Source organism: Flavobacterium sandaracinum, from assembly GCF_004349135.1.
In the GTDB taxonomy this organism is placed as follows: domain Bacteria; phylum Bacteroidota; class Bacteroidia; order Flavobacteriales; family Flavobacteriaceae; genus Flavobacterium; species Flavobacterium sandaracinum.
The window spans coordinates 127327-149444 of record NZ_SMFN01000008.1 but is presented as its reverse complement, the minus strand read 5'-3'; the positions used below and the strand labels follow the sequence as shown (position 1 = coordinate 149444).

The following is a 22118-nucleotide window of genomic DNA, read 5'->3' as shown; positions in this document are numbered from 1 at the left end:
AGTATTATGGCTATCAAAAAAAACAACAATCCAGCAAGAGGTAATGGCAAGGACACTGCTCATTTTCAAAAGAAATTTTGGAAAATATTCTTTATCGGGTTAGGAAGCGTCGGTTTGTTTTTCTTATTTGCTTCTTGGGGAATCTTTGGCTCCATGCCCTCATTTGAAGATTTAGAAAATCCCGATTCCAATCTAGCAACGGAAGTTATTTCCGCTGACGGAGTCGTGATCGGTAAATATTTCGAAAAAAACAGATCGCAACTAAAGTATTCAGACTTGCCAAAAAACTTAGTACAAGCATTAATTGCTACAGAGGACGCTCGTTTTTACGAACATTCTGGCATTGACGGAAGAGGTACTTTAAGAGCCATTTCGAGTTTAGGAACTAGCGGTGGTGCAAGTACGTTAACACAACAATTAGCCAAACAATTATTCCACGGAGAAGGATCTAAATTCCTACCTTTTAGAATTGTACAAAAAATAAAAGAATGGATTATCGCTATTCGATTAGAAAGACAATATACTAAAAATGAAATCATTGCCATGTATTGTAATGTCTATGATTTTGGAAATAATTCTGTTGGGGTAAGTTCTGCAGCAAAAACTTATTTTTCTAAAGAACCAAAGGATTTAACCATCAGCGAGTCAGCAATATTAGTGGGAATGTTCAAAAACTCTGGTTTATACAACCCGATACGAAACCCACAAGGTGTTAAAAACCGAAGAAATGTGGTGCTTTTGCAATTGGAAAAAGGAAAAATAATTTCGAAAGAGGAAAAAGAACGGCTACAAAGTTTACCTATCAAATTAAACTTCAAATTAGAAACACATAAAGACGGAACGGCAACCTATTTTAGAGAATACCTTCGTGATTATATGAAAAAATGGGCTGAGGAGAATAAAAAATCAGATGGCTCAGATTATGATATTTACAAGGATGGTTTAAAAATATACACCACCATCGATTCTAGGATGCAGTTACATGCCGAAGAAGCCGTTACAGCACACATGGCGAACCTTCAGGAGGAGTTTTTCAAGCAATCTAAAGGCAATAAAAATGCTCCTTTTGTGAATATTTCTGCGGTAGAAACACAACGTATTTTAAATCAAGCGATGAAATCATCTAATCGCTGGGCGGTTATGAAATCAATGGATAAAAGCGAGGAAGATATTGTAAAATCGTTTAGCGAAAAAACAAAAATGACTGTTTTTTCCTGGAAAGGGGAGAAAGATACCATAATGACACCCTTAGATTCTATACGCTATTACAAGCACTTTTTACAGTCTGGATTAATGGCAATGGAACCACAAACAGGAAATGTAAAGGCATGGGTAGGTGGAATTAATTATAAATATTTCCAATACGATCACGTAGGACAAGGAGCAAGACAAGTAGGCTCTACATTCAAACCATTCGTTTACGCCACTGCCATCGAGCAACTCAATATGTCCCCTTGTGACTCGATTATTGATGGCCCGTTTATGATTCGCAAAGGACGCCATCACGTTACTGAAGATTGGGAACCAAAAAATTCAGATAATAGATACCGCGGAATGGTCACCTTGAAGAGAGGTTTAGCCAACTCTATAAATACTGTTTCAGCAAAATTAATGGACAAAGTAGGTCCAGAAGCCGTTGTTGATCTAGCGCATAAATTAGGAGTGAAATCAGAAATTCCTTTACAACCCTCTATTGCTCTAGGAGCGGTAGAAATAACTGTTGAAGACATGGTCGCTGCTTACAGCACCTTTGCCAATCAAGGGGTTTATATGAAACCACAATTCATATCTAAAATTGAAGATAAAAGTGGGGTTATCATCTACGAACCAATTCCTGAGTCACATGATGTTTTAAATAAAGATATCGCCTATGCGGTTGTCAAATTGTTAGAAGGTGTAACTGAGGGTGGTTCTGGAGATCGTTTACGAACCACTGGTGGCGGAAGCGGAGACAACCGTTGGACCGGTTATCCTTACCAATTCAAAAACCCTATTGCAGGAAAAACAGGTACTACACAAAATCAATCTGATGGTTGGTTTATGGGAATGGTTCCTAATCTTGTAACGGGAGTTTGGGTAGGTTGCGAGGATCGTTCCGCTCGTTTTAAAAGCATAACATACGGTCAGGGAGCCACGGCAGCATTGCCGGTTTGGGGATACTTTATGAAATTATGTTACGCTGATCCCGCTCTTAAAGTTTCTAAAGGAAACTTTGAAAGACCAGCAAATCTCTCTATAAAAGTAGACTGCTACGTTCCTAAAAAAGTAATAGACACCACTGCCGTAGAGCAAAATACTGATGAATTTGAATTATAAACTCCCCATTTCTCGTAGTCAAAACAAGGAGGAATTTCAACAAATAATTTGATCCTTTTAAAATAAAATTGGACCATAGCAACTCATTTTTATGATTAACAAAAAAGTAAACAACGTTCAAGACGCCCTTCAAGGAATTGAAAATGGGATGACTATTATGCTTGGCGGCTTTGGATTATGTGGTATTCCAGAAAATTCAATCGCCGAATTGGTAAAAAAAGAAACTACGGATTTAACCTGTATTTCAAACAATGCTGGTGTTGACGATTTTGGCCTAGGATTGCTTTTGCAAAAGCGTCAAATTAAGAAGATGATCTCTTCTTATGTAGGAGAAAATGCCGAATTTGAACGCCAAATGCTCTCTGGAGAATTAGATGTAGAGTTAACTCCACAAGGAACACTCGCTGAAAAATGTCGTGCAGCTCAAGCCGGAATTCCCGCTTTCTTTACTCCTGCAGGATATGGAACAGAAGTAGCCCAAGGCAAAGAAGTTCGAGAATTCAACGGAAAGATGCATATCATGGAATTAGCCTACAAAGCTGATTTTGCTATTGTAAAAGCTTGGAAAGGGGACGAGGCTGGAAACCTAATTTTCAAAGGAACGGCAAGAAACTTTAATACATGTATGGCTGGAGCAGCAAAAGTTACCATTGCAGAAGTCGAAGAATTATTACCTGCAGGAAGTTTAGATCCTAATGAAATTCATATTCCTGGAATACTTGTAAATAGGATTTTTCAAGGTGAAAAATACGAGAAAAGAATTGAACAACGAACGGTTCGCGCAAAAAATTAAACAATTTAGCAATATAACAATTAACAAAAAATGGATAAAGAGAATATTGTTGTTTCTAAATCCATTGATTTTGCATTAGGTATTATAGATTTTTGTGAAATATTAGAAAATAAACGCAAATTTATTATTGCCAATCAACTATTAAAATCAGGAACAAGTATAGGCGCTAATATTCATGAAGCACAAAATGCCGAAAGCAGAGCAGATTTTATCCATAAAATTAAAATTGCAGCCAAGGAACTAGAGGAAACAAAATACTGGCTTTTGCTTTGTGAAAAGGCATCTTCATACCCTTTTGATGAAAGCCTGAAAATTCAAATTAATGAATTAGGATTAATAGTTTACAAAATCCTAAGCACTAGTAAAAATAATAAGTAATAATTCTCAAAATTGATATATTGTTACATTCATAAATTGATACATTAAGAAATGGCTTTAGATAAAAATCAAATTGCAAAACGCATAGCAAAAGAATTAAAACACAACTACTACGTGAATCTTGGAATTGGGATTCCGACACTGGTTGCTAATTATGTTCCTGAAGGAATTGACGTTGAATTTCAAAGTGAGAATGGCGTTCTGGGCATGGGTCCATTCCCCTTTGAGGGCGATGAAGACGCTGATCTAATCAACGCAGGAAAACAAACCATAACAACACTTCCAGGAGCTTCTTTTTTTGACTCAGCAATGAGTTTTGGAATGATACGCTCCCAAAAAGTAGATCTAACCATTCTTGGCGCTATGGAAGTAGCCGAAAACGGAGATATTGCCAACTGGAAAATTCCTGGTAAAATGGTTAAAGGAATGGGAGGCGCAATGGATTTAGTCGCTTCAGCAGAAAACATTATCGTTGCCATGATGCACGTTAATAAAGCCGGAGAATCCAAAATCCTTAAAAAATGTACGTTGCCCTTAACCGGAGTAGGATGTGTTAAAAAAGTAGTAACTGAATTAGCCGTTTTAGAAATAACACCGCAAGGTTTCAAACTTTTAGAACGTGCCCCTGGGGTGACCGTGGAGCACATCATTGCTTCTACTGAAGCTGATTTGATTATCGAAGGCTTTGTTCCCGAAATGGAAATAGAATAACGAACGCGTTTAAAAACACTAAAAAACCCCAGACTCAAATACCATTGAGTCTGGGGTTTTTTATAGTTCAGTTTTAATACTTTCCGCAAATAAAATTCTTTAGAATCTATTTCTAAAAAAACCAGCTAGCTACAAAAATTGCAGTAATCACGCAAATCACATCCACCAAAAGCATCGTTCCTAAAGCATAACGAGTATTTTTGATATTCACCGAACCAAAGTAAACGGCAATCACATAAAAAGTGCTTTCAGCGCTACATTGAAAAATACTACTCAAACGTCCTGTCATAGAATCGGCGCCAAAAGTATTCATGGAATCGATCAAAAATCCTCTTGATCCTGCAGAACTAAACGGACGAAGTAAGGCTACTGGCAATGCATCTGTAATTTGCTTACTTACTCCCATATTAGAAAAAATGAAAGCAATCCAGTTGCTAATAATTTCAAACAAACCGCTGTTTCTAAATAAAGAAATAGCCACCAGCATTCCCAAAACATAAGGAAAAATAGTCACTCCAGTTTTTACTCCATTATTGGCTCCTACTACAAAAGCCTCGAAAACAGTGGTTTTAGCATCTGTGAATTTTTTTTCTTTAATAAAGGAAAATATCAAAGTAAAGGCAATTATCCCTACCAATATTAAAGCCGAAAGATTAGAGGTAAAATAGTTTTTCCCAATTAAATCCAAATGATTTACATACATCAACAAACCAATGATTGCGGCTATTAAGGCCATCAAAGCCGCAACCAAAGAAGCGCTTTTGAAATTAATTTTTTGCTTAATTCCCACAATTAAAAAAGCGGCAATCGTACCGATAAAAGAGGTGATAATACAAGGTAGCATTACGTCCGCGGGGTTAGTCGCACCAGCAGCAGCCCGATAGCCAATAATAGAGGTGGCTATTAAGGTTAAACCAGAAGCGTGCAAGCACATAAACATAATTTGAGCATCGCTGGCCTTGTCTTTTTCAGGATTTATTTCTTGTAAACTTTCCATGGCTTTTAGACCAAAAGGCGTAGCTGCTGAATCTAACCCAAGGAAATTAGCAGCAAAATTTAAGGTCATATACGAAATAGAAGGATGGTCTTTTGGAATACTAGGAAACACCTTTACAAATACCGGACTTAATCCTTTAGCCAATTTCCCAGAGGCTCCAGAAATAATTAAAAGCTCCATCAGCCCACAGAAAAACGCTAAATATGCCATTAACGGAAGTATCAAATCCAGTAAAGTGCTTTTGCATGTTGGCAATAATCCATCTGATTTTTGAACGCCACTATAAATTTTTACGGTTTTATTTTTAAAAACATAAGTCGTGTCGGCATTTAGCGTATCGCGATTGATAATCATGGTTTGATTAGGCGCTTTCTTGATACTATCTTTGATAAAAGCAGGAATTTGTTCGATGTATTTTTCAGAAACTAGAATCGGGTCATCTTTCTTCCCATTCAAAACGTGATCTATGGTATAACTATCTCCAGCAAACAAACTAAACACTACAAATACAATTGCTGAAATAAAAATGACCAACCAAAATCTACTTAATACCATAATTTATAATTTTTGTAAATGTAAAAAAATTAACCGCAAAGTGCGCAAGGGGATTCGCGAAGTGCGCAAAGCATTTTCCTCAAAGTAATGCAAACGTGTAATTGATACTATTGCTAGACATGAATGATCTCCTCCTCTATCAGCAAATCCTCTCGTCGCAATCTTAGGAAAATTTGCGCTACAGCGATCGTGTCTTTCTCACAATAGGTAACAATACGGTCAATGTCTTTATCAACATAAAAAACATGTCCTACTTGACTGCCGTCAATATCGCCTTTGGACGAAGGAATTCCTAGGACTTTACACATTAACTTTAAGGATGTAAAATGTTTGTAATCTCCAAATTTCCATAATTCTAAGGTATCTAAATGCGGAATTTCCCATGGTTTTTTGCCAAATAAATTCAGCTTGTTCGGAATAGCAATTTGATTGATAATCATGCGTCGGGCGAGGAACGGAATGTCGAATTCCTTAGCATTATGCCCGCACAAAACATGTTGCGGCTGGTTGAAATGATTGTTCAATAGGTTATTGAAATCAAGTAAAATTTTCTTTTCTTCTCCAAAGAAAGAAGTAACTCTAAAATTCCGAATATCACCTTTGATGGTAAAATAACCTACTGAAATACAAACAATTTTACCAAACTCGGCCCAAATGCCTGCTCGGTCATAAAATTCTTCGGGCGAAAAATCGTCTTTGCGCTGGTATTGAGTTTTGTGCTCCCAAAGGTCTTTCATTTCAGAATCTAACGCATTGAAATTTTCGGCTTCAGGAACGGTTTCTATATCGAGAAACAGAATGTTATTGAGGTTTATTTTTTCTATCATTTTTATGGCACGCAGATGACGCGGATTTAACAGATTTGAACGGATATTCCCAAACGAATATAAAAAATTTATTCATAAATAACTAAAACAAACTTTGTTGTGTGGTTGGGTTTTCGTGTTCGAGCAGCCATTTTTTGCGCCATAACCCTCCTGCATAACCGGTTAACGAACCATCAGTTCCAATGACTCTGTGACAAGGCACGACAATCCAAAGCGGATTTTTCCCATTGGCGGAAGCTACGGCACGAATGGCTTTGACATCTCCTAAAAGTTTAGATTGTTCGAGATACGTTCTGGTTTTCCCGAATGGAATATCGAGTAATGCTTTCCATACTTTTTGTTGGAATTCGGTTCCTTGTGGATTGAGTTTAAAGGTGAAATCCATTCTTTGAGCATTAAAATATTCTTGAAGTTGCTGTACTGCTTCTTGTAAAAAAGAGGGAATTTGTGCAGATATTTCGCCCTCCTCTAAAACTGATATTTTAGAAACCCCATGTACATCACCGGTAATGGCAGCAATTCCTAACGGAGTGTTGATGAAGACTGTTTCCATTTCTTAAAGGTAAAAAAATAATCTGTGCAGACCACATACGGGCATAAAAAAACCATTCGTGGTTGTGAATGGTACTTTTATTTTAGCCCCGATAGCAGCGGCATCCTCTTGTGGTAGCGCTAGCGAACACAAGAGATATAGCGGATAGCGGGATTAGCTCCAGATACTAAAAAAAGTTTAGTATAAATTATTTCAAATTGGAGTAAACGTAAGCTTCTAAGGCTTTCAATTCGGTATCAGACATCGCTTTTGTAACGGCGAAGTTTGTTTTCATGACTTCGTACTGGCTTGGATCTACAATAGGCTCGCCTTCCCCTTTAAGAAACACTACCATATCCGCATTTTTATCTTTGTAAATCTTGGCAATATCCTGCAGGCTTGGCCCTATCACTTTTTCGGCAACTTGATGACAGGCGACACAATTTCCTTTACCTTCAAAAATTTCTTTCCCTAATTCAGTCGGAGTTTGCGCAACTTCTTCGGTAGTGGTTGGGTATAAAGGTTCTTTTTTGACTTCTTCTTTTTTACAAGAAGCAAAGGCTAAAGCAGCGAATAACAACAATGACTTTCTCATATTAATTTCTTTTATGATTTGGTTCTAAAGTAGTAAAAATTACCAACCAACATATTTGGGTGGCTGAATTTGATTCAGATTCAAATAGACTAAAATTTGCGCTCTGTGATGCGTAACATGATCTTGCATCAAATTGAGTATCTGCAATTTTGATTTGGGACCAGCAAAAAAAGCTACTTTTTGGGATAATTCAGCATCATTGGTTTTTTGTACAAATGCCTTTGCTTTATCAAAAGATGCTTTGATTTCTGCGATAATTTGTGCTTTCGAGAGTCCTTTTACAGCTTCTTTTTTCACATATTTCTCTTCCGAAAAATGTGTTGTGCTCAACCAATTCATGTTGTCTTGTATGTGGAATAATTGTTCTCTAAACGACATTTCACGTTCGGCAGGTTTATAATCATATTTATCCTCCGGCATCGCCTCTGCAACGGCTACTAAATAATCCTTTGAATTATCCCATTTCTCGATGAAAGTAGCAACTACTTCAACTTGCGCAAAAAGGCTATTAGAAAGCAATAAAACCGCTATTATTAGACATTTTTTCATTTCTATTTGTTTAAAAGTATCGCAGCTTCTTTGGCGAAATAAGTCGAAATTAAACTGGCTCCAGCGCGCTTGATACACATAAGTTGTTCCATCATGGTTTGATCATGATCGAGCCAACCTCGTTCTGATGCGGCTTTGATCATGGCATATTCCCCCGAAACATGGTAAACGGTTACCGGCACATTGACCGCATTTTTAACTTCACGAACGATGTCTAAATACGCAATTCCTGGTTTTACCATAACCATATCGGCACCTTCTTCTACATCCCACAATGCTTCTTTGATGGCTTCAAGACGATTTGCATAATCCATTTGGTACGTTTTTTTGTCTTTTGGTACTACCACATCTGCTTCTTTTGGTGCACTATCAAGAGCATCCCGAAACGGCCCGTAAAATGCCGAAGCATATTTAGCCGAATAACTCATGATTCCCACATTATGAAAACCCGCAGCGTCTAATCCTTGGCGCAAACGCAACACGCGTCCGTCCATCATATCGCTTGGCGCTACAAAATCGGCACCCGCTTGCGCATGAGAAACAGCCATTTTCACCAAAGCTTCATTCGTCGAATCGTTTTCTACATCACCGTTTGCAATGATTCCGTCATGACCATAAATCGAATACGGATCTAAAGCTACATCTGGCATCACGATCATTTCTGGACAAGCCGCTTTGATAGCACGAATGGCCTTTTGCATTAATCCATCTTTATTCCAAGCTTCTTTTCCAGTATTGTCCTTTAACTTTTCGTCAACTTTGACATAAATATTCACCGCACGAATACCTAAAGCGTAAATTTCTTTCACTTCTTTGACCGTTAAATCAATCGAACGACGAAATATTCCGGGCATGGAAGGGATTGCTACTTGTACATTTTCGCCTTCGGCAATAAACATAGGAAACATGAAATCACTTGGACTTAAAGTCGTTTCGCGAACTATAGAACGAATGGATTCGCTAACGCGTAATCTTCTACCTCTTTGTAATGGGAACATATGATTTATGATTTTAGATTAGCGATTGCTGATTTATGATTTATGATTTATGATTTATGATTTAAAACGAATTGGTGACAACAGAAAATCTGAAATCAAAAATCGTTAATCATCAATCTGCAATCCAATTTTTCGGATTTTCTAACACATTTACTAATTTTTCCTCTTCGCTTCCGGCTGCTGCATGATGATCATAAACCCACTGAACATTTGGCGGCAAACTCATAAGAATACTTTCGATTCTTCCGTTGGTTTTTAGTCCAAATAAAGTGCCTTTGTCGTGTACCAAATTAAACTCTACATAACGCCCACGACGGATTTCCTGCCAAGTTCTTTGTTCTGGTGTGTAGGGTAGATTTTTTCTTTTTTCTACAATAGGAACGTAAGCTTGCAGGAAACTATTCCCAACTTCGGATACGAAATTGAACCAATTTTCCATGGTCATATCGTCCGTTGCTTTGCAATAATCGAAGAATAATCCTCCTATTCCGCGAGCTTCATTTCTGTGAGCGTTCCAGAAATAGGCATCACATTGTTTTTTAAATTTTGGATAAAACTCAGGATTGTGTTTGTCGCAGGCCGTTTTACACGTTTGATGAAAATGAATTGCGTCTTCTTCAAACAAATAATACGGTGTTAAATCTTGTCCGCCGCCAAACCATTGTTGGATTACGTTTCCATTATCATCGTACATTTCGAAATAACGCCAGTTGGCATGAACGGTTGGCACCATTGGATTTTTTGGATGCAGTACCAGACTTAATCCACAGGCAAAAAAATCAGCTTCGCCTACATTGAACATCTTTTGCATGGCTTCCGGTAATTTCCCATGAACTGCTGAAATATTCACACCGCCTTTTTCAAAAACTGTTCCGTTTTCTATCACGCGCGTTCTTCCTCCGCCACCCTCTGGGCGATCCCAAAGATCTTCTTTAAATTTAGCTTGACCGTCAACTGCTTCTAGTCCAGCTACGATTTGGTCTTGAAGGTTTTGTATGTATTGGTAGAATTGCTCTTTCATTTTCTTAATTCATATAACTCCATATCCAACGGAGCTTGATTTGTTGGTGTAAATTCCCTTAACAAGGTTTTTTGCCAAATAAACTCATTATTCTCAGCCACTTTTACACTGCCTAAATTAGTTTTATGTGCAATAATGTGAAGTGTTTTCAGTTTTAATTTTTCAAAAGCAAATTGAGTCATTTTTTTAACTGCAAAAGATGTCAAACCTCTGCCCTGCTCTTCTAAACCAATGCAGTAGGCTAGCTCACCTTGACAACTCACCCAATCTATTTTTTTAATAATGATCAATCCAACAATTTCATTATGTATTTTATTTCTGATGGCAAAAGTGAAATTAGACTTTTCTTCAATCTCTTTATTTTTAATTGCGATATACGCTACTGTTTTTTCTAAAGTACTATTCAATTCCAATGTTTGTGGAAAAAACAATTTAAATCGTTCCTTATTATCAAACATAAACTGAAACATCTGCTTGGCATCAGAAGTTTTCAATGTATTGATACCAAAATTATCTAAATCCTCTTTCACTAAAATATTGTCGATGGTTTGTCTAAATTATAACTATAAATTTTATAAAATTCCTTTTTCTTCTGGCCTAAATAGGTTCAAGCCTATCTTTTCAATAAGTCAAAAAGATCCTATTTTAATTTGGCTTGACCTTCAACTGCTTCTAATCCTTTACAGATTTGGACTTGAAGGTTTTAAATGTACAGGTAGAATTGTTCTTTTAGTATAAATTTACTTTTGCACCAGCTTACTTATTGAACATTCCAGTCAAAAACGTTTAGCCCTCCTACAAGGTTCTAAAAACCTTGCAGGAGATCTCACAAAACCTATTGCCCGTACTCCTTCACCGCATCAACAAACGCTTTTGCGTGATCCACAGGGATATTTGGTAAAATTCCGTGACCTAAATTCACGATGTATTTGTCTTTTCCGAATTCGTCAATCATTTCGTGTACCATTTTCTTGATAACTGGAATTGGAGACAACAATCTAGATGGATCAAAATTTCCTTGCAACGTGATGTTTCCACCGGATAAGTATCTCGCATTTCTTGGCGAACATGTCCAATCTACACCAAGTGCTGAAGCTCTACTTTTTCCCATTTCGTTCAAAGCAAACCAACAGCCTTTCCCGAAAACAATTACTGGCGCATGATCGGCCAAAGCTTCGATGATTTGATTGATGTATTTCCAAGAGAATTCTTGGTAATCTACTGGCGAAAGCATTCCACCCCAAGAGTCAAAAATTTGCACGGCATTTACGCCCGCTTTTACTTTTTCTATCAGGTAGGCAATAGTAGTATCGGTGATTTTTTGCAATAAAACGTGTGCTGCTTCTGGATGTTGAAAACAAAATCCTTTAGCCATATCAAAACTTTTAGACCCTTTTCCTTCAACAGCATAACACATAATCGTCCAAGGTGAACCTGCGAAACCAATTAACGGCACCTCATCGTTCAGCATTTCTTTGGTCAATTTGATGGCGTCAAAAACGTATCCTAATGTTTCATGAACATCTGGAACGATTACTTTCTCTACATCCTGTATCGTACGAATAGGATTTGGTAAATACGGACCAAAATTAGGTTTCATCTCCACATCAATTCCCATAGCTTGTGGAATTACCAAGATATCCGAAAACAAAATAGCAGCATCTGGAGCTATTCTGCGTATTGGTTGTACGGTAATTTCAGCAGCCAATTCTGGCGTTTGACAACGGGTGAAAAAATCATATTTATCACGCAAAGCGATAAATTCCGGCAAGTATCTTCCTGCTTGACGCATCATCCAAACTGGTGGACGTTGTACTGTTTCTCCTTTTAATGCTCTTAAAAATAAGTCGTTCTTAAGCCCCCTAACCCCCGAAGGGGGAATTTGATTATCGTTACTGTTCATTTATATTTTACTTTATGACTGTTTTAATTCGTCTAATTTTAAGTTTATTGTAATTTACGCCATTCCATGTTCCCCCTTCGGGGGTTAGGGGGCTTTATAATATTCAATAACTTCCACAATCAACTCTTCGATAGTTGGTGTTTCGGCAATTACTATGTTTTTAATTTTCTTTGTTTCTAATGCTGATGCGGTAGTAGTGCCTATGCAAAAACAAACTTCATTCTTGATTTTGTTATTGGTCAAATAACTCTCCACACCCGATGGGCTAAAAAACAGAATTCCGTCAAATTTTTCTTGGTCGGATATTTTGAAAGGCGCCAACTTGGTTTGATACACTTCAATTTCATTAAAAGTTATTCCTCCACTTTTTAATGCCTCAGGCAACGTTTCTTTACGCAAATTTCCGCTCAAGAAAGTATAACTTTCCTTATTATAAATCAGCGTAATGATTTCGGCTAATTCAGATGCGTAATCCAAATAAACATCAACTGTAAAGCCATGCGACTCTAGTAATTCTTTGGTTTTAATGCCAACACAAAAAACAGGCTTCGTTTTTAAAACTTCCCATCCGTTTTGTTCTACCAAACTTAAAACCGCATTTTGACTACTAAAAATCAAATTCGTATTAATGGTTTTTAAATCAAAACGGTTGTTTTGAATTTCGATAAAATCCTGCTCTAAAAGATCAAAATTAGCGTCAAGAAACGCTTGTCTTTGCTCGTCTGACAAAGTTTTAGTGGATAAAATGCTCGTTTGACTCATTATTTCTTCAAAGTATTTTTAATTGCTATCATCAATTCTGCTCCGCCATTTTTTAAAATTTCTTGTGCGCAGTAAAACCCTAATTTCTTCCATTCTTGCATCGGGACTGTTTTTTCGACTTCAAACTTTTGTTTTCCATCCAATGAAAAAAGTACTCCTTTGAAAACAATATCATCTTCTACAAAAACAGCTAAAGCGCCAATAGGTGCCGTACAACCGCCTTCGAGTGTTTTGAGAAACTGTCTTTCGATATGCGTACACACTTCGGTATCAATATCGTTGAGTTCGTTTAGCGCTTGTCTGCAAAATTCATCATTTGCCATAGCAACGACAACCATAGCGCCTTGAGCCGGCGCTGGAATCATCCAGTCCAAATCAATATAATTGGACGGTTTCAAGTTAATTCTCTCCAATCCTGCTGCTGCAAAAACGGCACCGTTCCAATCGCTTTCCTGCAATTTCTGCATTCTTGTATTGACGTTTCCACGTAAATCAACTACGTTGTGATTGGGATATTTGTTCAACCATTGTGCCTGACGACGCAAACTTCCTGTGGCAATTGTTCCTTCTCCATTTAGAAAATCAAGATTCCCTTTGTGTACCAAAATATCTAATGTATTCGCTCTTTCCAGAACAGCAGCTTGTACAATTCCTATTGGTAATGCCGTAGGAACATCTTTCATAGAATGCACCGCAATATCTACATCGCCATTGATCATAGCGATATCAAGCGTTTTGGTGAAAATTCCTGTGATTCCTAATTCATAAAGTGGTTTGTCAAGGATAATATCTCCTTGTGATTTTACCGCTATAATTTCGGTTTTATGTCCTAAATCATTTAGTTTTTTTTCGACAGTATGGGCTTGCCAAAGCGCGAGTTCACTATCGCGGGTTCCTATTCTAATAACTTTTTCTGCCATTTTATTTTTTTGAACCATATAAGGTTGTGAAGAACATGTAAGAAGCTTGGATTTAAATATAAAAAAGTTAACAGTGTTTTCTTTATCAAACTTAAATGCCTTATATGTTTTTAAATAATTTTGGTTATATCCTTTTTTACTATGACCTGATGGTCTAAAGTTTTAATTTACTAACTAGTGGAAATTTATTTTGCGGTAGCGCCAATTTTGAACACTTTCTCAATCCATTCGATGCTTTCATCTACCATTGTATCATCGTCTTTTAAATGATTGGCAAAATGAGTCGTTATTTTTTGGATAATTCTGTTGCTGATTATTTCGGCTTGCTCTTCATTGAAATTTGAAATTTTCCTGCTTTGAAAATCCAATTCAGAGATTTTTATCGCATTTAACTTCGCTTTCAATGCATGAATTGTTGGAGCAAATTTTCGCCCTTTGGTCCAAGTAATAAATTCCTCTTTGATTTCCTCAATAATAGCTTCAGCAGCAGGAATGTGTTTTTTTCTGTTTTCTAAAGTCTCATCTGTCAATTGCGACAAATAATCCATGTGAACTAGTGTAACTCCTTCAATTTCTTCTACATTTTCATGAACATTTTTCGGAATTGATAAATCCAAAATCAACATTGGTTTTTTCAGATTCAAAATTGCTTTGTCAATTGTTGGATTTTGAGCACCAGTAGCTACCACAACCACATCTGCTTTTTGAAGTTCCAAATGCAGTTCCGAATAATCTTTTACGATTAGGTTCAATTTTCCGGCTAATTTCTCTGCTTTTTCTTTGGTTCGGTTAATTAGTGTAATGTGTTCGTTTTTAGTGTGTTTTACTAAATTTTCACAGGTATTTCTCCCAATTTTTCCTGTACCAAACAATAAAATATTTTTGTTTCCAATGTCTTCCACATTGTTGATAATGTAACGCACTGCAGCAAAAGAAACCGAAGTAGCGCCAGAACTAATTTCTGTATCCGTTTTTATTTTTTTACTGGCTTGGATAACAGCATTCACCAATCGTTCCATAAAAGCATTAGCTAAACCCAATGATTTTGACTGTGAAAAAGAATTTCTTATTTGAGCAATAATTTCAAAATCACCCAAAATCTGACTGTCTAAACCCGTCCCTACCCGAAACATGTGGCTAATAGCTTCTTGATTTTTATAGACAAAGCCCACTTTTTGAAATGCTTCAACAGAGCCTTGACTATTCTCGCAAATTAATTTAATTAATTGAAAGGGATGTTCAGCATACCCGTAAATTTCAGTACGGTTGCAGGTAGAAGTGACTATTAAACTCTCTATTCCTTCATTCTTAGCTTGTTCCAGCAAACGCGTTTTTGCAGCAGCGTCTAAACTAAACTTACCTCTAATCTCAGCATCTGCTTTTTTATAGCTCAATCCAACTGCGTAAAAATAATGATGCTTTGATGTGTTATTGTTTTCCATATTTGCACTTTTCCAGAAAGTGGAACAAAATTATCACTATAGTATTTATAAAAGTAACGCTAGAAGTTCTTTTTGTATCGCTAAGTGATTTTTTAGTTCCAATTGCTTATTTTACGGTAAAAAATTCTATTTTTGTAGTGAAATCAAGTTGTTTGAATTGCTTTATTTAGAGTTGTTCTAAATAAATAGGTTTGATAAATATCATTTTTATATAAAAAAAATATCGCTATGGGTTCTCAGGAAATTATAAAAATTGAGGATGATTTTACGCTGATTCGATTTCAAAATGACAGCTTAGATTCCTTTAATGTGCAACGCGAAGTAGGTAGCGGATTGATTCAGTTTCACTTTGGAATTAAAGGGAAAGCCAAATTTATGTTCAACCAAGGCAATTATGCTTTGGAACTGAAAGAGGAAAAATCATTGCTTTTATACAATCCACAAAAAGAACTGCCTTTAAACCTAGAATTAGCGCCAAATTCCTGGGTAATATCGGTAATTATTTCTATCAAAAAATTCCATGCTTTATTTTCGACGGAAGCTGATTATATTACTTTTTTAAGTGCTGATAATAAGGACAAAAAATACTATAACGAAGGAAACATCAGCCCTTCGATGGCGATTGTGTTATCGCAACTGTTCCATTACAGCTTGCATCCGTCGATAAAAAACCTCTATTACAAAGGAAAAGGATACGAATTATTGAGTTTGTATTTCAATAGAACCGAAGATCCAAACGCAGAACAATGTCCGTTTTTAATTGATGAGGATAATGTAATGAAAATTAGAAAAGCCAAAGAAATTATTATTGCAAACATGGCTGAACCGCCAGGATTACAAGAATTGGCCGATGAAATCGGGTTGAATCTAAAGAAACTAAAAATGGGTTTCAAACAAATTTATGGCGATACCGTGTATGGTTTTCTGTTTGACTACAAAATGGATTTTGCTCGAAAATTACTAGACAGTGGTTCTTATAATGTAAACGAAGTAGGATTGAAAATTGGGTACAGTACCGGAAGTCATTTTATAGCGGCATTCAAAAAGAAATTTGCCACAACACCCAAGAAATATTTGATGTCAATCAACCCAAATATGCCATAAACAATTGATTTCTTATATTAAACAATAAATAAAAAATAGTTAATCGCAATTTATAAAAAAGTAAGTTTATTTACTTTTGTACCAAGATTCCTCATTCTTCGGACACGATGGTTTACCCAAAATGGCGAAGCAATGACAATAATGAAAAAAATAGCAAATATGAAAGGTGTATTATTAGTAAATTTAGGTTCCCCAGAAAGTCCAACAGCAAAAGACGTAAAACCGTATTTAGATGAATTTTTAATGGACAAGTACGTAATTGACGTTCCGTTTTTGTTGCGAGCCTTATTAGTTCGTGGAATCATTTTGCAAACAAGACCTAAAAAATCAGCTGCAGCTTATGCCAAGATATGGTGGGATGAAGGGTCTCCACTTGTCGTTATTTCTAAAAGAATGCACGAGAAAGTACAAAAATTAGTTGATGTTCCTGTATCACTAGCCATGCGTTATGGAAATCCATCTTTACTATCTGGTTTGCAAGAATTACATGATAAAGGCGTGACTGAAGTGTTGCTTTTCCCGTTGTATCCGCAACACGCCATGGCTTCTACCACTACCATTTTAGAACTAGCTGAAGAGCACCGTAAAAAATATTTCCCAGAAATGAAATTTACAATTGTTCCTGCTTTTTATAACAAACCGGATTATTTACAAAACCTAGCCGATTCTATCAAAGGACATTTAGAAGGATATGATTACGACCATCTGTTATTCTCCTACCATGGAATTCCAGAGCGTCACATTCGCAAGACGGACATCACCAAATCACATTGTAAAATAGACGGTTCTTGTTGCAACACCCCTTCACCTGCGCATGAGTTTTGTTACCGTCACCAATGTTATGAAACTACTAAACAAGTGGTGAAATTACTCGGTATTCCAGAAGGAAAATACAGCCAGACTTTTCAATCACGATTAGCGGGTGACAAATGGTTAACTCCTTACACGGATGTTGAAGTGAACAAAATGCCTGAGAAAGGTATTAAAAACTTAGCTGTTGTAACCCCTGCATTTGTATCGGATTGTTTAGAAACATTGGAAGAAATTGCGATGGAAGCCAATGAAGAATTTTTGCACCACGGAGGCGAAAACTTCAAAGCGATTCCCTGTTTGAACGATAGCGACGACTGGTGTAAAACCGTGAGCAATTGGATTTCAAATTGGTCAAACGCTTCCTCTTCCATTAAAGTTGATGCTGATAAAATCACAGCTTAAATGGCCGTTACCGCCGATGAGTTAGGAACTCAGGATATCAAAAAACTCTTGATAAAACAAGCGGTTCCGTCTTCTATTGGGATTTTATTCATGTCGGTTAATATCTTAATCGACACCATATTTGTAGGCCAATGGATTGGTTCCTTAGCTATTGCTGCGGTTACCGTAGTTTTGCCCATCACCTTTTTCATTTCTTCATTAGGAATGGCGATTGGTGTGGGCGGAGGTTCTGTACTTTCCAGAGCATTGGGAGCAAATGACAAGGAAAAAGCATTGCATACATTTGGCAATCAAATCATGATGACTTTTTTATTAGCGTCAGTTTTCGTGCTATTTGGTCTTTTTTTCAGTGATGAAATGCTGCTGCTTTTTGGTGCAAAAGGCGCCATAATGGAACCTGCAAAAGAATTTTTTACTCCCATAATTATTAGTGTTCCGTTTCTAGCTCTTTGTATGATGGGCAACAATGTGATTCGGGCCGAAGGCAAAGCCAAGTTTGCGATGGTTGCCATGATTATCCCAGCTTTTGTAAATATCGCCTTAGATATTCTCTTTATCAAATACTTAGATTTAGGAATGTTGGGCGCTGCTTTGGCAACAGCCATCTCTTATTTTACCTGCTTCTTGTTTGTGCTTTGGTTTTTTGTTTTCAAAAGTGAACTGCAATTAAAAATGAAGCATTTTAAATTTAAAATGCCCATTGTCAAAGAAATCTCTGAACTGAGTTTCGTGACTTTTTCCAGACAAGGAGTCGTGAGTATTTTATCCATCATCCTGAACCATACTTTGTACACGTATGGCGGCGAACATTCTGTAGCGATTTATGGAATTATTAGCCGAATGTTGATGTTTGCTCTGTTTCCAATTCTGGGAATTACACAAGGATTTCTACCCATTGCTGGTTTTAATTACGGAGCGGGAAATTATTCAAGGGTCAAAGAAAGCGTACAACTTTCGATAAAATATGCCGCTATTTTAGCTTCATTGATTTTTGTGGTTATTCTAATTTTTGCCAAACCTATCGTCGCCGTTTTTACAACTGATGCTCTCGTGATTGACCAAACCCCAGAAGCCTTACGCTGGGTTTTTGCTGCTTCACCAATTATTGCTGTTCAACTCATTGGCGCTGCCTATTTTCAAGCGGCAGGTAAGGCAAAAAAAGCATTGCTTTTGACTTTAAGCAAACAAGGCTTTTTCCTCATTCCACTAGTACTGATTCTACCAAATTTTTTAGGTATTTTTGGCGTGTGGATTGCATTCCCAATTGCGGATGTTTTATCAACGATATTAACTGGCTATTTTCTAAAAAAAGAAATGAATACAAAACTGATTCAAACTAACGATGGAATACTATAATTACCTAAAATCCCTGCACCTCATCTTTGTAATTACCTGGTTTGCGGGATTATTTTACATTGTTCGCTTGTTTGTTTATCAAATTGAGGCGGCCCAAAAACCTTCGCCTGAGAAAGAAATTTTACAAAAACAGTACAAAATAATGACGTATCGCTTGTGGTACATTATCACTTGGCCATCAGCAGTTTTAGCCAGTATTTTTGCTTTTTGGATGTTGTTTTTTACGGATTTAGGTCAAGCGTGGTTAAAAATGCCTTGGATGCACGTAAAACTTGGCTTTGTATTTGTGTTGTATTTGTACCATGCAAAATGCCAACAGATATTCAATCAATTGCAAAATGACGAGGTAAAATACACCACAACTTTCATGCGATTATGGAACGAAGGCGCAACAATTATCCTCTTTGCTGTCGTATTTTTAGTGGTTTTAAAAAATGCGGTCAACTGGATATATGGTGTAATTGGGATTTTCTTATTCTCCATTTTGATTATGCTTGGGTTCAAATTTTACAAAAGAATTAGAGAGAAAAAATAGTTTTCTGTCCCAGTTTTCTGTAGCAGTTTCCAACTGTAACTGTAAACCGAGACTGAGACTTAAACTAAAAAAAAATGTTTAAAAGCTTCAAAATAGCAATGCTTTCGTTACGGATCAGGATTTTCCTTTCGATGATTGTATTGATATTAATGGCTTCTATAATTCTTGCCTCAATCTCCATAATTCAATTTAAAAATGAAGCCAAAGAATACCATCAAGAGCGATTAGAACGCAACGAAAACGCCGTAAAACAGCACATTAATTTCATTCTTTCCACCACCACTTACCCGCTCAATGCTGCTAATTTAGACTTAATCTTTAAAGATAAAATTCACGAATTAGCCCACATTCACAACATCGAAATCAATATCTACAGTCTGGACGGAAAATTGCTAAAATCCTCTAAAGAATCCTTTTCAGTAGATAAAGTGGCACCGCCAATTCCCAAATATATTTTAAAACTGGTTCGTTCCTCTATCGAAAAAAGATACGTGGACATTAAAACTATCGATGGTAAAAAAAATCGTTCGGCTTTTAGCCAAATCAAAGACGACAAATTCAAACCATTGGGAATCTTAAACTTGCCTTATGTAGAAGATGACGGCTACTATGAAAATGAATTGAAAAGTTTCCTAATTCGCCTAGGTCAAGTTTATACCTTCATGCTTATCATAGCTTTCGCATTTGCTTATTTTCTATCCTCCTACATCACTAAATCTTTAAAAACAATTTCCGATAAATTAAGCGAAACGAGTTTGAACCAAAAAAATGAGAAAATTGTTCTAGAAGCCAATAGCAAGGAAATAAACTTGTTGATTAAAGCATACAATGCGATGGTGGATGAATTAGAGAAAAGTGCCATCAAGTTAGCACAAAGCGAACGAGAAGAAGCGTGGCGCGAAATGGCGAAACAAGTGGCGCATGAAATCAAGAATCCGCTTACGCCAATGCGTTTAACGGTCCAAAGTTTTCAGCGAAAATTTGATCCGACTGATCCCAATGTAAAACAGAAAATGAACGATTACTCGGAGACGTTAATTCAGCAAATTGATACGATGAGTGCAGTAGCTTCAGCTTTTTCGAATTTTGCCTCGATGCCTGCACAGCAAAATGAAACCTTGAATGTTGTTGCTGTTGTAGAACTCGCTATGGATATTTTCAACGAACATTACATTGTTTTCCAAAGTGATTCTCCAGAAATTATTTCGAAAATTGACCGAACGCAACTGATCCGTATTATCACGAATCTGGCTAAAAATGCCATTCAGTCCATTCCAGAACAACAGGAAGAAAAATCAGTTGTGGTCCGCATTCGTAAAGAAAATAATACCGTTTTAATCACGGTTGCAGACAACGGAATTGGAATTGAGCCCAAAGACATCAGCCGCATATTCGAACCAAAATTCACCACAAAAAGTAGTGGAATGGGACTTGGTCTTGGAATTATAAAAAACATTATCGAAAATTATAAAGGAACGATTACCTTTGAAACTGAATTTGGAAAAGGAACCACTTTTATTGTTTCACTTCCCATAATTAACACCTAAAAATACACTTATGAACTACGAAAATATTCTAATTGCAACTGAAAATAACATTGCAACGATCACCATCAATCGTCCTACGAAACTAAATGCTTTGAATGTTGCTACCATTTCTGATTTGAATAAAGCATTCAAAACATTAGGAAAAAACAATGAAATTCAAGTTATTATTTTAACAGGAAGCGGTGAAAAAGCATTTGTAGCCGGTGCTGATATCTCTGAATTTGCTCATTTTTCGATTGAAGAAGGAACTCAATTAGCGGCCGAAGGACAAGAGAAATTATTCGATTTTATTGAGAATCTAAAAACGCCTGTTATTGCAGCAGTGAATGGTTTTGCATTGGGTGGCGGATTAGAATTAGCGATGGCGTGTCATTTCAGAGTTGCCTCAGAAAATGCAAAAATGGGATTGCCAGAAGTTTCCTTAGGAGTAATTCCTGGTTATGGCGGAACACAGCGCTTGCCACAATTGATAGGAAAAGGCCGTGCCATGGAAATGATTATGACCGCTGGAATGGTAACCGCGCAAGATGCATACCGAACCGGTTTAGTAAATCACGTTGTTCCTGAAGGGGAACTTCTTGATTATTGTGTAAGTGTAGCCAATAAAATAATAAAGAATTCTCCTTACGCAATTGGCAAAGCTATAAAAGCAGTGAATGCCAATTTCAAAGAAGGAAAAAACGGCTTTGAAACCGAAATAAAAGCCTTTGGAAAATGTTTTGGCACAGAAGATTTTAAAGAAGGAACAACGGCTTTCTTAGAGAAAAGAAAAGCGGTCTTTATTGGAAAATAAGTTAATTATGACAATTTTAACGTTTTTTGTTAGGAATTTACCCCCCCCCCACAGTAAGTTTGGTTTATATTAACAAATAAAACCATATTATTAAGAAAAATTATTATTTATTGCTGCAGTATTATTAATCAGTGTAAATGGATTTGCAAACGCAAAAGAGGAAATCACAAAAGAAAATCCTAAAGTGAACGATGTTAGTTCTTGTTGCACTGCAACTCTAACTTATAATGGTATATATGTAGATCATAGGGAAGTTTGCGGTATGATAA

General features: G+C 36.6%; 22 protein-coding genes. 10 read left to right on the top strand and 12 right to left on the bottom strand.

The window, feature by feature from the left end; translation table 11 throughout:
• The first annotated feature begins 6 nt into the window (after window positions 1–6).
• From E0F91_RS08930 to E0F91_RS08915, 4 genes are all read left to right on the top strand, one after another.
• On the top strand, window positions 7–2316 hold the full coding sequence (locus E0F91_RS08930; RefSeq protein ID WP_132066102.1) for a penicillin-binding protein 1A: 2310 nt from the start codon (window positions 7–9) through the stop codon (window positions 2314–2316).
• Window positions 2317–2407: 91 nt separating this feature from the next.
• Window positions 2408–3109 carry a CoA transferase subunit A gene (locus E0F91_RS08925; protein ID WP_132066100.1) on the top strand — a complete coding sequence of 234 codons (702 nt, stop codon included), beginning with the start codon at window positions 2408–2410 and terminating at the stop codon, window positions 3107–3109.
• A 30-nt stretch (window positions 3110–3139) separates the two neighbouring features.
• Window positions 3140–3487 carry a four helix bundle protein gene (locus tag E0F91_RS08920; protein ID WP_132066098.1) on the top strand — a complete coding sequence of 116 codons (348 nt, stop codon included), beginning with the start codon at window positions 3140–3142 and terminating at the stop codon, window positions 3485–3487.
• A 51-nt stretch (window positions 3488–3538) separates the two neighbouring features.
• Window positions 3539–4198, top strand: coding sequence for a CoA transferase subunit B (locus E0F91_RS08915; RefSeq protein WP_132066096.1), 660 nt, complete (start codon window positions 3539–3541; stop codon window positions 4196–4198).
• A 112-nt stretch (window positions 4199–4310) separates the two neighbouring features.
• Here E0F91_RS08915 and E0F91_RS08910 read toward each other — a convergent pair whose 3' ends face one another.
• From E0F91_RS08910 to hemA, 12 genes are all read right to left on the bottom strand, one after another.
• Window positions 4311–5750 (bottom strand): nucleoside recognition domain-containing protein, encoded by a 1440-nt coding sequence (locus E0F91_RS08910; RefSeq protein WP_132066094.1) that lies wholly within the window; start codon window positions 5748–5750, stop codon window positions 4311–4313.
• Between the two features lie 113 nt (window positions 5751–5863).
• Window positions 5864–6577 (bottom strand): 3'-5' exonuclease, encoded by a 714-nt coding sequence (locus E0F91_RS08905; protein ID WP_132066092.1) that lies wholly within the window; start codon window positions 6575–6577, stop codon window positions 5864–5866.
• 82 nt (window positions 6578–6659) lie between these two features.
• Entirely contained in the window at window positions 6660–7130 is a 471-nt protein-coding gene (locus E0F91_RS08900) for a methylated-DNA--[protein]-cysteine S-methyltransferase (protein ID WP_132066090.1), read from the bottom strand.
• Window positions 7131–7317: 187 nt separating this feature from the next.
• Complete coding sequence (locus E0F91_RS08895) at window positions 7318–7704, bottom strand: c-type cytochrome (RefSeq protein WP_132066088.1); 387 nt, start codon at window positions 7702–7704, stop codon at window positions 7318–7320.
• Between the two features lie 39 nt (window positions 7705–7743).
• The gene (locus E0F91_RS08890) at window positions 7744–8253 is read right to left on the bottom strand and encodes a DinB family protein (RefSeq protein ID WP_132066086.1); all 510 of its coding nucleotides are present in this window, start codon (window positions 8251–8253) and stop codon (window positions 7744–7746) included.
• 2 nt (window positions 8254–8255) lie between these two features.
• Entirely contained in the window at window positions 8256–9251 is a 996-nt protein-coding gene (gene hemB / locus E0F91_RS08885; RefSeq protein ID WP_132066084.1) for a porphobilinogen synthase, read from the bottom strand.
• Window positions 9252–9363: 112 nt separating this feature from the next.
• The gene (hemF, locus tag E0F91_RS08880) at window positions 9364–10272 is read right to left on the bottom strand and encodes an oxygen-dependent coproporphyrinogen oxidase (protein WP_132066082.1); all 909 of its coding nucleotides are present in this window, start codon (window positions 10270–10272) and stop codon (window positions 9364–9366) included.
• Window positions 10269–10802 (bottom strand): GNAT family N-acetyltransferase, encoded by a 534-nt coding sequence (locus E0F91_RS08875; RefSeq protein ID WP_165930110.1) that lies wholly within the window; start codon window positions 10800–10802, stop codon window positions 10269–10271. The genes hemF and E0F91_RS08875 overlap by 4 nt, the downstream gene beginning before the upstream one ends.
• 305 nt (window positions 10803–11107) lie before the next feature.
• Entirely contained in the window at window positions 11108–12175 is a 1068-nt protein-coding gene (hemE, locus tag E0F91_RS08870; protein ID WP_132066080.1) for a uroporphyrinogen decarboxylase, read from the bottom strand.
• 84 nt (window positions 12176–12259) lie between these two features.
• Window positions 12260–12937: a uroporphyrinogen-III synthase gene (locus tag E0F91_RS08865; protein ID WP_132066079.1), complete on the bottom strand. Its 678-nt coding sequence runs from the start codon at window positions 12935–12937 to the stop codon at window positions 12260–12262.
• The gene (gene hemC / locus E0F91_RS08860; RefSeq protein ID WP_132066077.1) at window positions 12937–13857 is read right to left on the bottom strand and encodes a hydroxymethylbilane synthase; all 921 of its coding nucleotides are present in this window, start codon (window positions 13855–13857) and stop codon (window positions 12937–12939) included. Before hemC ends, E0F91_RS08865 begins: the two co-directional genes overlap by 1 nt.
• A 185-nt stretch (window positions 13858–14042) precedes the next feature.
• Window positions 14043–15299, bottom strand: coding sequence for a glutamyl-tRNA reductase (gene hemA, locus E0F91_RS08855; protein WP_132066075.1), 1257 nt, complete (start codon window positions 15297–15299; stop codon window positions 14043–14045).
• Window positions 15300–15527: 228 nt separating this feature from the next.
• On the opposite strand from hemA, the gene E0F91_RS08850 reads away from it, so the two are divergent.
• From E0F91_RS08850 to E0F91_RS08825, 6 genes are all read left to right on the top strand, one after another.
• Window positions 15528–16403, top strand: a complete 876-nt coding sequence (locus E0F91_RS08850) for a helix-turn-helix domain-containing protein (RefSeq protein WP_132066073.1) — start codon at window positions 15528–15530, stop codon at window positions 16401–16403.
• Window positions 16404–16562: 159 nt separating this feature from the next.
• On the top strand, window positions 16563–17618 hold the full coding sequence (hemH, locus tag E0F91_RS08845; RefSeq protein WP_132066134.1) for a ferrochelatase: 1056 nt from the start codon (window positions 16563–16565) through the stop codon (window positions 17616–17618).
• The gene (locus tag E0F91_RS08840; protein WP_132066071.1) at window positions 17619–18974 is read left to right on the top strand and encodes an MATE family efflux transporter; all 1356 of its coding nucleotides are present in this window, start codon (window positions 17619–17621) and stop codon (window positions 18972–18974) included.
• Window positions 18961–19509 carry a CopD family protein gene (locus E0F91_RS08835; protein WP_132066069.1) on the top strand — a complete coding sequence of 183 codons (549 nt, stop codon included), beginning with the start codon at window positions 18961–18963 and terminating at the stop codon, window positions 19507–19509. Before E0F91_RS08840 ends, E0F91_RS08835 begins: the two co-directional genes overlap by 14 nt.
• 74 nt (window positions 19510–19583) lie before the next feature.
• The gene (locus E0F91_RS08830) at window positions 19584–21056 is read left to right on the top strand and encodes a sensor histidine kinase (protein WP_424955342.1); all 1473 of its coding nucleotides are present in this window, start codon (window positions 19584–19586) and stop codon (window positions 21054–21056) included.
• A 10-nt stretch (window positions 21057–21066) separates the two neighbouring features.
• Window positions 21067–21849 carry an enoyl-CoA hydratase/isomerase family protein gene (locus E0F91_RS08825; protein WP_132066067.1) on the top strand — a complete coding sequence of 261 codons (783 nt, stop codon included), beginning with the start codon at window positions 21067–21069 and terminating at the stop codon, window positions 21847–21849.
• Window positions 21850–22118: the final 269 nt, after the last annotated feature.